The organism is Acinetobacter towneri (assembly GCF_017498585.1).
Taxonomy (GTDB): Bacteria; Pseudomonadota; Gammaproteobacteria; order Pseudomonadales; family Moraxellaceae; genus Acinetobacter; species Acinetobacter towneri.
The window spans coordinates 2,405,905-2,418,282 of sequence record NZ_CP071766.1 but is presented as its reverse complement, the minus strand read 5'-3'; the positions used below and the strand labels follow the sequence as shown (position 1 = coordinate 2,418,282).

Sequence of the window (12,378 nt, the reverse complement as noted above, 5' to 3'; positions counted from 1 at the left end):
ATTTTTAATGCTTACTAGGAATAGCACACTCTGGGTGAAAAATTAAAGAAACTCAGGGGCTAAGTTGCAAAAACTACACAAAATTTTGTGCGGCTTAAACTAAGCTGAAACCTGAAGTTGCGATGATCTCTCTATAAATTTAAAAACTTTGCAACGAACCGCTCAATTGGTGTTTTGGAAAAAATAATCACAACTGACTTATCTATTTGTTAAAGCGATTAAGAGCCCTACGGAGTAGTGGAATTCTAAAATATCAAGTATTTGAATAAAAAATCATCCGAAAGACTAAGACTTATGAACTAGCAAGTGAAATCATAAATCAGGTACAATTGGCGTGATTAATTTTGTGTTTGGTGTATTTGAAGGCCAATACATACATTCTTTGTTAATAAATAGGCCTGCCAGGAGTTATCCCCGCATGAGTGCCATTACTCCATACGAATGGGCAATTATTGCCTTCGTGATCGGCGTTACATTTTTATGCGTCTTTATGCTGACCGTTCCTTTACTCCTTGGGGGTAAATCATGGGGGCGTGCGAAGCAAGAGCAGTTTGAGTCGGGTGTTGTAGGTGCTGGTGGAGCACGTATCCGCTTATCTGCAAAGTTCTATTTGGTTGCAATTTTCTTCGTTGTTTTCGACTTAGAAGCACTTTATCTATACGCATGGGCAGCTTCTGTTCGTGAAGTAGGTTGGGTGGGCTTTGCAACGGCTGCTGTATTTATTTTAGTTTTACTCGTTGGCTTAATTTATGAATTATCAACTGGTGCGCTGAACTGGGCTCCATCTGATAAGCGTAAAGCAGCAGGGATTAAACCTAAAATTGGTTCGCCAAATATGGATCTTGCAGAAATCACACGCTTTAACTCAATTGAAGAATTGGTAACGGACCCTACCGGTCAAATTCCAGCTCAATCCTCTGGTCGTGTAAAAAAATCTGCGACTACCTCATCTGACAAGGAGTAACTCGGGATGAAATATACCTTAACCCGTGCGAATCCCGATGCTGATCAATATCCACTTCAAGAGCGTCAGATCGTAACCGATCCGCTTGAAGAAGAAGTGAATAAAAATGTGTTCATGACTCGTTTAGAGGACTTGGCACATACAGCAGTAAACTGGGGACGTAAGAACTCAGTTTGGCCGTTTAACTTTGGTACATCGTGCTGCTACGTAGAGTATGCAACTACCTTAACAGGTGTGCATGACTTGTCACGTTTTGGTGCAGAAGTTATTCGTGCTTCACCGCGTCAGGCAGACTTGATGATTGTTGCAGGTACGTGTTTTGTGAAAATGGCACCTGTAATTCAACGTTTGTACGAGCAAATGCTTGAGCCTAAGTGGGTAATCTCAATGGGCGCATGTGCAAACTCAGGTGGTATGTACGACATTTATTCAGTTGTGCAAGGTGTGGATAAAATCATTCCTGTGGATGTGTACATTCCGGGTTGCCCACCACGTCCTGAAGCATTAATCCAAGCATTGATGTTATTACAAGACCAAATTCAATTAGAGCGTCGTCCGTTGTCTGCGGTGATTGGTGATGATCTTAAGCCAGTATATAAGCCGAAGATGATGCCAGAACGTGACCGTAAGAATGCGCAGCGTATTGCGGTGAAAAACTTACGCTCTATGGATGAAATTAAATAATTTAAACGTACAAATATTGATGCACCCGACGGGTGTAGTTGTCGTTTAGGTTGACTGAATTTGTATTAAATAGGAAGCCAAGCCAATGGCTGAAACTGACATTGCTATGCCAGAATCAACAGCAGTTGATTCACGCCCAGCATTTGCAATTGTAGAAGAGCTCAAAACCAAATTTGGTGAGAACTTCTATGTGCAAACGACTTTTGAAGATTTTCCAACAGTCTGGGTTGAGCGCGCACGTGTACAAGAAGTTTTAATGTTCTTGCGTACAGTGTCACGTCCATACGTGATGTTGTTCGACTTGTCTGCGGTAGATGAGCGTTTGCGTACTCACCGCGATGGTCTACCTGCGTCTGACTTTACTGTGTTCTATCACTTGTTATCGCTAGAGCGTAACACGGACATTCGTATTAAAGTTGCGTTGAATGAGAGTGATCTCAATATTCCAACAGCAACCAACATTTGGCCAAATGCCAACTGGTACGAGCGTGAAGCTTACGATATGTTTGGTATCAACTTCGAAGGGCATCCAATGCTTCGTCGTATCTTGTTGCCAACATATTGGGAAGGTCATCCGTTACGCAAAGAGTATTCTGCACGTGCAACGGAATATACACCGTATATGCAGAACCAAGCCAAACAAGACTTCGAGCAAGAACACCTTCGCTTTGTGCCTGAAGATTGGGGCTTAAAGCGCGGTAATAAAGACGAAGACTTCATGTTCCTGAACTTGGGTCCTAACCACCCATCTGCGCACGGTGCGTTCCGTGTAATTTTGCAGTTGGATGGTGAAGAAGTGAAAGACTGTGTGCCAGATATCGGCTATCACCACCGTGGTGTGGAAAAGATGGCTGAGCGTCAAACTTGGCATTCATTCATTCCTTATACAGACCGTGTGGACTACTTGGGTGGTTGTGCGCAAAACATGCCGTATGTCATGGGTGTGGAACAACTGGCAGGCATTACTGTGCCAGACCGCGCACAATGTATCCGTGTCATGATGTCGGAATTGTTCCGTATCAATAACCACTTATTGTTCATTGGTACTGCAATTCAGGATGCGGGCGGTATGACCCCTGTATTCTATATGTTCGCAGACCGTCAAAAAATCTACGATGCGATTGAAGCTATTACGGGTTACCGTATGCATCCAGCATGGTTCCGTATCGGTGGTACCGCACACGACTTACCAAACAACTGGCAACACCTGATTCGTGAAATCTTAGAGTGGATGCCAAAACGTATGAACGAATACTACACTGCGGCATTACGCAACTCGGTATTCATGGGTCGTACGCAAGGTGTAGCGCAGTATGATGCGAAATCTGCCTTGGCTTGGGGTGTGACAGGTACTGGTTTACGTGCAACAGGTATCGACTTTGACGTGCGTAAATACCGTCCATACAGTGGTTATGAAAACTATGACTTCGAAGTACCTGTAGAGTACGAAGGCGATGCTTACGCTCGTGTACTGGTTCACTTCCGTGAAATCGAAGAGTCATTGAAAATCATCAAACAATGTCTAGATAACATGCCATCTGGTCCATATAAAGCAGACCATCCATTGGCTGTTCCACCACCAAAAGACAAGACATTACAAGATATTGAAACCCTGATTACGCACTTCTTAAGCGTGTCTTGGGGTCCTGTAATGCCTGCTGGTGAAGCATCTGTAATGGCAGAAGTGGTGAAAGGTGCATCGAATTACTACTTGACTTCAGATAAGTCAACGATGAGTTACCGTACCCGTATTCGTACACCAACTTTCACGCATTTACAGCAAATGCCTTCTGTGATTAACGGCAGTCTGGTATCTGACTTAATCATTTATTTAGCGACCATTGACGTCGTAATGGCAGACGTGGATCGCTAAGGGGTAAACGCATTATGATGATTTTGACTGATAAAAAGCCACGTGTGAATGTTGAAGGGATTTTGACTGCGGAAGAAATCCATGAAATTGAACATCACATTGGTCATTATCCGTACCCACGTGCAGCATCTTTAGATGCCTTGAAGTGTGTACAGCGCCGTAATGGCTGGGTAGATGATGCGCAGTTAAATGCGATTGCACAGCTTCTAACCATCAGCGTTGCTGATTTAGAAGGTGTTGCAACATTCTATAACCGTATTTATCGCCAGCCTGTAGGTCGTCACGTGATTTTATTGTGTGACTCGATTGCATGCTTTTTGATGGGTGCAGAAACACTTGCAGAAGCATTCCAGCGTGAATTAGGCATTCAGTTTGGTCAAACGACTGCAGATGGTCGTTTCACGTTATTGCCAATTTGCTGTTTAGGAAATTGCGATAAGGGCCCAACCTTGATGATTGATGAAGATACTCACGGTTTAGTTGAGGTGACATCGGTGCAACAGTTATTGGAGAAGTATGTATGAATACCGAACCAAGACCAATTTATGGTGACGGTAACCCAGAAACGCATCCATTAACTTGGCGTTTAAGCAAGCAAGAGCACGTGCGTAATGCAGATGATTACGAAGCACTAGAAGGTTATGCAGGCTTTAAGAAAGCGATTTCTATGCCGCCTAAAGATGTGCTTGAAGTCATTAAAGCTGCGACAGTAAAAGGTCGTGGTGGTGCAGGCTTCCCAGCAGGGATCAAATGGTCACTGATGGCGCCAAACGACAATTCAGGTCCACGTTACCTGATTTGTAATGCCGATGAGATGGAACCGGGTACTTTCAAAGACCGTTTGTTGATGGAAAAACTTCCACACCAACTGATTGAAGGTATGCTGATTGCTGCGTACACGCTTGAAGCAACCCACGGCTATATCTTTATCCGTGGCGAATACATCGAAGCTGCACAGTACTTAAATGAAGCGATTGAGCAAATTCGTGCCAAAGGTTATTTGGGCGAAAACATTTTAGGTACTAACTGGGGCTTTGAACTATACGTGCACACGGGCGCAGGCCGTTATATCTGTGGTGAAGAAACCGCATTGATTAACTCGCTTGAAGGTCGTCGTGCTAACCCACGTACTAAACCACCATTCCCGCAAGTTGCAGGGGCATGGGGTCGTCCAACGATTGTCAACAACGTAGAAACCTATAACAACTTACCTGCAATCATGTTGCGTGGTGCAGAGTGGTATATCGGTTTATCTGCAGGTAAATCGAAAGACCCTGGCACAAAAATTTACGGTGCTTCTGGTAAGGTGAAATTCCCAGGTCTATGGGAGCTTCCATTTGGTACGACTGCACGTGAAGTAATTGAAGACTATGCGGGTGGCATGCGTGATGGCTTGAAGCTAAAAGCATGGTTACCGGGTGGTGCATCTACCGACTTCTTGGCAGCAGAACACATTGACTTGCCAATGGATGCAGAAAGCATCATGAAGGCAGGTTCACGTTTAGGTACGTGTTTGCTTATGGTGGTCGATGAAACCCAGTGTATGGTTTCTGCAACCCGTAACTTAGAAGAATTCTTTGCGCGCGAATCATGTGGTTTCTGTACCCCATGTCGTGATGGTTTACCGTGGGCTGTAAAAGCACTCAAAGCAATTGAAAATGGCGAAGGGAAAGAAGAAGACATTCAACATCTTCAAGAACTCACCAAAAAATTGTGGATTGGTAAGACCTTCTGTGCTCACGCACCAGGTGCGATGGAGCCATTAATGGGCGCACTCAAATATTTCCGTGGCGAGTTTGAAGCAAAAGTGGCAAATAGCCGTCCTGCTGCTCAAGCTAGCAACGTAGAACAAGCTTAAGGAATTCGACTATGGCTACAATTCATGTCGATGGAAAATCGTACGAAGTCAATGGCTCGGAAAACTTGCTGCAAGCATGTTTGAGCCTTGGGATCGACATTCCGTACTTTTGTTGGCATCCATCCTTAGGTTCTGTCGGTTCTTGCCGTCAATGTGCCGTGACCCAATATGCGAACCCTGAAGATACTCGTGGTCGCTTGGTGATGTCATGTATGACACCTGCTGCTGACAATACCTATATCTCGATTGAAGACAAGGAAGCAACTGAGTTCCGTGCTTCAATTGTAGAGTTCTTGATGACCAACCACCCACACGACTGTCCAGTCTGTGAAGAAGGTGGTCACTGTCATTTACAAGATATGACTGTAATGACACAGCACGATCGTCGTCGTTACCGCTTTACTAAACGTACTCACTATAACCAAGAGCTTGGTTCGTTCATCGCGCATGAAATGAACCGTTGTATCGCGTGTTATCGTTGCGTGCGTTACTACAAAGACTATGCAGGCGGTACAGACTTTGGTGTCTATGCCAACGCATCGCGTGTTTACTTTGGTCGTCCTGAATCGGGTACTTTGGAATCTGAATTCTCAGGTAACTTGACTGAAGTCTGTCCAACAGGTGTATTCACCGACAAAACTCACTCTGCGCGTTATAACCGTAAGTGGGACATGCAGTATGCGCCTAGCGTATGCCAAGGCTGTTCTTCAGGTTGTAACATCTCTCCGGGTGAGCGTTATGGCGAATTGCGTCGTGTAGAAAACCGCTTTAACGGTGAAGTCAACCAATACTTCCTATGCGATAAAGGTCGATTCGGTACAGGTTATGTGAACCGTGAAGATCGTCCACGTCAGCCTCAGTTCCGTAACGGTGCGAGCGTAGAAACCGTTTCTGTAGATGCTGCACTTGATACGATTATTGCCAAAGTTCAAGGCAAAAAAGTTTTGGGTATTGGTTCACCGCGTGCATCGCTTGAATCAAACTTTGCTTTGCGTGAGTTGGTTGGCCAAGACAACTACTCAACAGGTTTATCGCAAAAAGAGCAAAACTTGGTTGAACTTGCAGCTTCAATCATGCAAACCGAAGGGATTTACAACCCGGGTATGCGTGAAATTGAAGACTACGATGCTGTGTTAATTTTGGGTGAAGATTTAACCCAAACTGCACCACGTATGGCGTTGTCTGTTCGTCAAGCGGCGAAAAACAAAGCCAAAGAAATGGCGGCAGAGCGTCGTACGCCAGATTGGTTGGCTGAACCTGTGCAACGTATTGCGCAAGATGCAAAATCACCAATTTACATTTTGGCTGCAACGCAAACTCGTTTAGCTGATGTCGCAACAGGTGAAGTGGTTGCTTCTCCAAATGATATCGCACGTTTAGGTTTTGCCATTGCTGCTGCGGTTGCAGGTGACGTGATCACAGGTTTAGATGACGATGCGAAAGCATTTGCACAAACCATTGCTGACACGTTAAAAGCTGCGAAAAAACCATTGGTGATTTCAGGTACAAGCTTACTAGACGCTGCCATTATGGAAGCGGCTGCACAAGTGGCACAAAACTTGGGTGAAAACGCAGGTTTAAGCTTAACTGTGCCAGAAGTGAACTCAATGGGCTTGGCTATTTTTGGTGGTCAAAGCTTAGAGCAAGCATTTGCGCAAGATTACGATGCTGTGATTGTGGTTGAAAATGACTTATATCGTCGTTTACCTGCAGTACAAGTCGATGCAGCTTTAGCGAAAGCACAAGATGTCATCGTGCTAGATCATGCTGAAACCGCAACTGTGCAAAAAGCCAATATCGTACTTTCTGCAGCAAGCTTCGCGGAAGGTGATGGTACGGTGGTGAGTCAGGAAGGTCGTGCACAACGCTTCTTCCAAGTTTATGACCCAAGCTACTACAAACCTGAATTGGCGATTAAAGAATCTTGGCGCTGGTTACACGCACTTGAAACAGGCTTAAAAGGCAAAGCAATTGCTTGGACTGTTTTAGATGACGTGATTGAATCTGTAGTGAAGAATGTTCCAGCACTTGAAGCAATTCAAGATGTTGCACCAGATGCAGGTTTCCGTGTACATGGCTTAAAAGTTGCGCGTGAACCACGTCGTTACTCAGGTCGTACCGCTATGCGTGCACCGTTATCCATTCACGAACCAAAACAACCTGTCGATGTAGATTCAGCATTAACATTCTCTATGGAAGGTTATGTGGGTAATCAAACGCCAGCGGCACTTGTACCATTTGCTTGGTCTGCAGGTTGGAACTCGCCACAAGCTTGGAACAAATTCCAAGACAACGTGGGTGGTCACTTAAAAGGTGGTGACGCAGGTATTCGTTTATTCGACCGTTTGGCGAAACGTCCTGCACGTAGCTATGTTGCACCTGCACCAGTACTTGCAAATCCAGACAGCTTCCGTTTAATTCCAATGCATCACATTTTTGCATCGGGGGAATTTACGGTGAAAACTCCTGCAATGGAATCACGTATTCCTGAAGCAGTATTTGCTGTAGGTACGCAGGATGCGCAGCGTTTGAATCTACAAGATGGTCAAACAATTACTGTACAAGCAGGCGAAACATCTATCGTGTTGCCAGTACAAGTGATTGAATATTTACCTACAGGTTATATTGGCTACCCAATTGGTCTTGCACCAACGGTATCTCTTGCAGAGCCTGTTTCAGTCGCGGTAGGAGTGTAATTCATGCAACAAGAATTAATCCGTCAGACGCCGCTGTGGGCTGAGAACTGGCCAATTGCCTATTCAGTCATTCAAGCGATTGTCATCTTACTGGTTGTGGTATTGATTGCTGCACTCATGTCTTTTATTGAGCGTCGTTTACTGGGCTTATGGCAAGACCGTTATGGTCCGAACCGTGTAGGTCCAGGCGGTATGTTCCAGATTGTTGCCGACATGCTGAAAATCATGTTCAAAGAAGACTGGACACCAAAATTTGCCGACAAACTTACGTTCCGTATGGCACCAGCAGTTGCAATGGCAACTGCGGTACTGTCGTTCATGGTTATTCCTGTATCACCTTATTTAGGTGTGGCAGACATGAGCATTGGCCTGTTGTTCTTTATGGCAATGGCAGGTATCGCAGTGTATGCGGTGTTATTTGGTGGTTGGTCATCAAACAACAAATACGCATTGCTTGGTGGTTTACGTTCAGCCGCTCAAACCATTTCTTATGAAGTGTTCTTGGGTATTTCACTCATGGGTGTGGTTGCTATTGCAGGCTCATTCAACATGCGTGAAATTGTTGAAGCGCAACGTGATGTTTGGTTTGTGATTCCACAATTCTTAGGTTTCTTGATTTTCGTGGTTGCAGGCGTTGCGGTAACTCACCGTCACCCATTTGACCAACCAGAAGCAGAACAAGAATTGGCTGAAGGTTATCACGTCGAATATGGCGGTATGAAGTGGGGGATGTTCTTCGTTGCAGAATATGTCAACGTGGTACTGATCTCTGCGCTTATCGTGACTCTATTCTTCGGTGGATGGCTAGCGCCGTTTAACCTTGAAATTCCATTCATTCCAGCAGCTTTCTGGTTCATTATCAAAACAGCATTCTTTGTGATGATGTTTGTCTTGGCTCGTGGTTCTTTAATGCGTCCACGTTATGACCAAGTGATGAACTTTGGTTGGAAAATTTGCTTGCCATTGGCGCTTGTTAACCTTTTGGTAACTGGTGCTGTGATTCTTATGAATCATTCGGCCTAAGACAGCAGGGAGAACAATATGTTTAAGTTTCTAGCTGGGTTTGGGTCAATTGTACGTTCACTGTGGATGGTTTTCTCACACGTGACACGTAAACGTGACACCATTTTGTATCCGGAAGTGCCAGCCGAAGAAATTGTACCTCCACGCTTCCGTGGTCGTATTGTGTTAACACGCGATCCAGATGGCGAAGAGCGTTGTGTAGCATGTAACCTCTGTGCAGTTGCCTGTCCAGTTGGTTGTATTTCACTGCAAAAAGCAGAACAGGAAGATGGTCGTTGGTACCCAGAGTTTTTCCGTATCAACTTCTCACGCTGTATTTTCTGCGGTATGTGTGAAGAAGCATGTCCAACGACTGCAATTCAGTTAACACCTGACTTTGAGTTAGGTGAATATGTGCGTCAAGACTTGGTGTATGAGAAAGAACACTTACTCATTTCAGGTCCTGGTAAATATCCTGACTACAACTTCTACCGTGTAACGGGTATGGCTGTTACAGGTAAAGACAAAGGTCAAGCGCAACGTGAAAGCGCACCTATTGATGTACGGAGTCTATTACCATGATGTGGCCGTTTTACTTGATGGCACTCGTGGCCATTGTTTCTACGGTTCGTGTAGTGACTAACGCGAACCCAGTACATGCTTTATTAAGCTTGATCGTGTCATTACTTGCGGTTGCAGGCATGTTCATGATCGTGGGTGCACCATTTGCTGGCGCCTTGGAAATCATTGTTTATGCGGGTGCGATCATGGTCTTGTTCGTATTCGTGGTGATGATGCTCAACCTTGGTCAGCAAACTGTTGAGCAAGAGCGTAAATGGTTGACTTCATCAACTTGGGCATACCCAGCTTTGATGAGCTTCCTAATTGGTTTGGTTTTAGTGTGGTCATTAAGCTCAGACTACACTGCACCAAGCGCGCTTATGGGCACCGAAATGGTGGGTCCAAAAGCAGTGGGTCAAGCACTCTTTACTCAGTACTTATTGTTGGTTGAAGTTGCCGCAATGTTATTACTTGCAGCTTTGGTTGCAGGCTTCCACATCGGTAAACGTGAACCAAGTGCAGAAGAGGAAAAAGAATAATGGGCAACATCCCTTTAGAACATGGTTTGATTGTCGCGACCATTCTTTTTGCACTCGGTTTTTATGGTGTGATGGTGCGACGCAACCTACTATTTATTTTAATGGGCCTTGAAATCATGATGAACGCTGCGGCATTGGCGTTTGTCTTGGCTGGTAGTGCATGGGTACAACCAGATGGTCAGATCATGTTTATCTTGATCTTGACACTTGCTGCGGCAGAGGCGTGTATCGGTCTTGCGATCGTCCTTCAGTTCTATCATCGCTTCCATCATTTGGATGTGGATGCTGCTAGTGAGATGCGCGGATGAGTTATTTATATCTAACAGTATTGTTTCCGCTCATTGGTTTTATCCTTTTAGCGGCAGGGCGTAACAACTTACCTGAAAAAGTTGCTGCGATTATTGGCGTAGGTTCAGTGGGTCTGTCTGCATTATTTGCGCTAATTGCAGGCATGGACTTTGTGAACAACGGTTCGGTTGCAACGACTCAACATTTATGGACTTGGTTCAATGTGGGTGGTTTTGCACCTGCGTTTAGCTTGCACTTAGACGGTTTATCTTTGCTCATGCTGGGCATGATTACAGGCGTGGGTTTCTTAATTCACATCTTTGCATCATGGTATATGCGTGGTGAAGAAGACTTTGCACGTTTCTTCTCTTACTTCAACTTGTTCGTTGCGAGCATGTTGTTGTTGGTACTTGGCGATAACTTGGCGTTATTGTTCCTAGGTTGGGAAGGTGTAGGTTTGTGCTCTTACTTGCTGATTGGTTATTACTACCAAAACCCTGCAAACGGTTTTGCAGCAATCAAAGCATTTACCGTAACACGTGTGGGTGACGTTTTCCTACTGATCGCGTTGTTCTTGTTGTATCAACAATTTGGTACGTTGAACACACAATACATCGTAGAAAATGCAGCCAATGTAATGACTCAAAGCTCGTCGATCACCATTTGGACAGCGTTAATGTTGTTCTTGGGTGCTGCGGGTAAATCTGCACAAATTCCGTTGCAAACTTGGTTAGCCGATGCGATGGCAGGTCCTACACCTGTATCTGCATTAATCCACGCTGCAACCATGGTAACTGCGGGTGTTTACTTATGCTGCCGTATGTTCAGCGTATTTGAACTTGCACCTGAAGTGATGTTATTCATTTCAATTACAGGTGCTGTGACCTTGCTAGTTGCTGGTTTTGCAGCATTGGTTCAAACCGACATCAAACGTATTTTGGCTTACTCAACTATGAGTCAGCTGGGTTATATGTTTATGGCAGTTGGTGCAGAAGCATACCAAGCGGGTCTATTCCACATGTTAACTCACGCATTCTTCAAGGCATTATTATTCTTGTCTTCTGGTGCGGTGATTTTGGCTTACCATCACGAACAAAACATTTTCAAAATGGGTGGCTTGTTCTACAAGAACAAATTCCTATTTGCATGTTTCGCAATTGGTGGCGGTGCATTGGCAGCGATTCCATTCTTGACCATTGGTTTCTTCTCAAAAGACGCTATTTTGGCAGCAGTTTGGACGCAAAGTCATATCGCAGGTATTCCGCTATATAACACCTTATATTGGGTGGGTGTAGCAGGTGCATTCTTAACGTCAATTTATACATTCCGCTTAATTTGGGTTGTATTCTTTGGTAAAGAAAACACACCGTATCACGAAATCAAAGGCGCAACTTACTGGTTCCCATTGGCAGTGCTTGCAGTACTTTCAACTGGTTTAGCGATTGTATTAAAAGCGCCAGTGATGAGCATTCTTGATGCTGCAAAAATCCCAGCATTTGTGATTCCTGAAGCATTAGAAGCAGGTGCACATGGTGCAGAGTATGTTGCAATTGGCGTGGCTTTGGCTGGTTTAGCTGTAGGCGTGGTGTTATTTGCCTTTGCTTACAACGCTGTAAAAGGTTTCGCGCAAACTTCATTGGGTGCGGGTCTTGCCAATATTTGCCGTAATGCACTTGGTTTCGATGCGTTGTATGACATCGTATTTGTAAAACCATACTTGCTGATTGCCAAACTATTAGGTCGTGATCCAGTGGATGGTATGTGGTTAGTACTGCCTGCACTGGTGAAAGGTGGTCATAGCTTCACAAGTTCACGTCAAACTGGTTCATTACGTGAGTACGCATCGAGTATGGCACTTGGTGTGGTGGTCTTACTAATGATCTTGATCGTGATTCAGGTCGTGGGGAAATAAG

General features: G+C 44.8%; 11 protein-coding genes. All 11 read left to right on the top strand.

Annotation, left to right across the window (positions count from 1 at the left end; genetic code table 11):
* Positions 1 to 418: 418 nt before the first annotated feature.
* The 11 genes from ndhC to nuoL all read left to right on the top strand — a co-directional run bounded on the left by ndhC (position 419) and on the right by nuoL (position 12,377).
* Positions 419 to 964, top strand: coding sequence for an NADH-quinone oxidoreductase subunit A (gene ndhC / locus J4G44_RS11695; protein WP_004975445.1), 546 nt, complete (start codon positions 419 to 421; stop codon positions 962 to 964).
* A gap of 6 nt (positions 965 to 970) precedes the next feature.
* Positions 971 to 1,648 (top strand): NuoB/complex I 20 kDa subunit family protein, encoded by a 678-nt coding sequence (locus J4G44_RS11690; protein WP_004975447.1) that lies wholly within the window; start codon positions 971 to 973, stop codon positions 1,646 to 1,648.
* An 85-nt stretch (positions 1,649 to 1,733) separates the two neighbouring features.
* Positions 1,734 to 3,521, top strand: a complete 1,788-nt coding sequence (gene nuoC / locus J4G44_RS11685; protein WP_004975450.1) for an NADH-quinone oxidoreductase subunit C/D — start codon at positions 1,734 to 1,736, stop codon at positions 3,519 to 3,521.
* A gap of 14 nt (positions 3,522 to 3,535) precedes the next feature.
* Complete coding sequence (gene nuoE / locus J4G44_RS11680; protein ID WP_004975451.1) at positions 3,536 to 4,045, top strand: NADH-quinone oxidoreductase subunit NuoE; 510 nt, start codon at positions 3,536 to 3,538, stop codon at positions 4,043 to 4,045.
* A complete protein-coding gene (nuoF, locus tag J4G44_RS11675) occupies positions 4,042 to 5,379 on the top strand; it encodes an NADH-quinone oxidoreductase subunit NuoF (protein ID WP_004975453.1) in 1,338 nt (445 codons plus the stop codon). Before nuoE ends, nuoF begins: the two co-directional genes overlap by 4 nt.
* A gap of 11 nt (positions 5,380 to 5,390) precedes the next feature.
* On the top strand, positions 5,391 to 8,075 hold the full coding sequence (gene nuoG / locus J4G44_RS11670) for an NADH-quinone oxidoreductase subunit NuoG (RefSeq protein ID WP_131261530.1): 2,685 nt from the start codon (positions 5,391 to 5,393) through the stop codon (positions 8,073 to 8,075).
* Positions 8,076 to 8,078: 3 nt separating this feature from the next.
* On the top strand, positions 8,079 to 9,098 hold the full coding sequence (gene nuoH / locus J4G44_RS11665; protein ID WP_004975457.1) for an NADH-quinone oxidoreductase subunit NuoH: 1,020 nt from the start codon (positions 8,079 to 8,081) through the stop codon (positions 9,096 to 9,098).
* Positions 9,099 to 9,116: 18 nt separating this feature from the next.
* Complete coding sequence (gene nuoI, locus J4G44_RS11660) at positions 9,117 to 9,659, top strand: NADH-quinone oxidoreductase subunit NuoI (RefSeq protein WP_004975460.1); 543 nt, start codon at positions 9,117 to 9,119, stop codon at positions 9,657 to 9,659.
* A complete protein-coding gene (nuoJ, locus tag J4G44_RS11655; RefSeq protein WP_171062597.1) occupies positions 9,659 to 10,177 on the top strand; it encodes an NADH-quinone oxidoreductase subunit J in 519 nt (172 codons plus the stop codon). Before nuoI ends, nuoJ begins: the two co-directional genes overlap by 1 nt.
* The gene (gene nuoK, locus J4G44_RS11650) at positions 10,177 to 10,485 is read left to right on the top strand and encodes an NADH-quinone oxidoreductase subunit NuoK (protein ID WP_004975463.1); all 309 of its coding nucleotides are present in this window, start codon (positions 10,177 to 10,179) and stop codon (positions 10,483 to 10,485) included. Before nuoJ ends, nuoK begins: the two co-directional genes overlap by 1 nt.
* A complete protein-coding gene (gene nuoL, locus J4G44_RS11645) occupies positions 10,482 to 12,377 on the top strand; it encodes an NADH-quinone oxidoreductase subunit L (RefSeq protein ID WP_131261529.1) in 1,896 nt (631 codons plus the stop codon). Before nuoK ends, nuoL begins: the two co-directional genes overlap by 4 nt.
* Position 12,378 lies beyond the last annotated feature (1 nt).

Bases quoted from the DNA above. Each gene is read 5' to 3' on its own strand.
- ndhC (WP_004975445.1), top strand. From the start codon at position 419: ATGAGTGCCATTACTCCATACGAATGGGCAATTATTGCCTTCGTGATC.
- J4G44_RS11690 (WP_004975447.1), top strand. From the start codon at position 971: ATGAAATATACCTTAACCCGTGCGAATCCCGATGCTGATCAATATCCA.
- nuoC (WP_004975450.1), top strand. From the start codon at position 1,734: ATGGCTGAAACTGACATTGCTATGCCAGAATCAACAGCAGTTGATTCA.
- nuoE (WP_004975451.1), top strand. From the start codon at position 3,536: ATGATGATTTTGACTGATAAAAAGCCACGTGTGAATGTTGAAGGGATT.
- nuoF (WP_004975453.1), top strand. From the start codon at position 4,042: ATGAATACCGAACCAAGACCAATTTATGGTGACGGTAACCCAGAAACG.
- nuoG (WP_131261530.1), top strand. From the start codon at position 5,391: ATGGCTACAATTCATGTCGATGGAAAATCGTACGAAGTCAATGGCTCG.
- nuoH (WP_004975457.1), top strand. From the start codon at position 8,079: ATGCAACAAGAATTAATCCGTCAGACGCCGCTGTGGGCTGAGAACTGG.
- nuoI (WP_004975460.1), top strand. From the start codon at position 9,117: ATGTTTAAGTTTCTAGCTGGGTTTGGGTCAATTGTACGTTCACTGTGG.
- nuoJ (WP_171062597.1), top strand. From the start codon at position 9,659: ATGTGGCCGTTTTACTTGATGGCACTCGTGGCCATTGTTTCTACGGTT.
- nuoK (WP_004975463.1), top strand. From the start codon at position 10,177: ATGGGCAACATCCCTTTAGAACATGGTTTGATTGTCGCGACCATTCTT.
- nuoL (WP_131261529.1), top strand. From the start codon at position 10,482: ATGAGTTATTTATATCTAACAGTATTGTTTCCGCTCATTGGTTTTATC.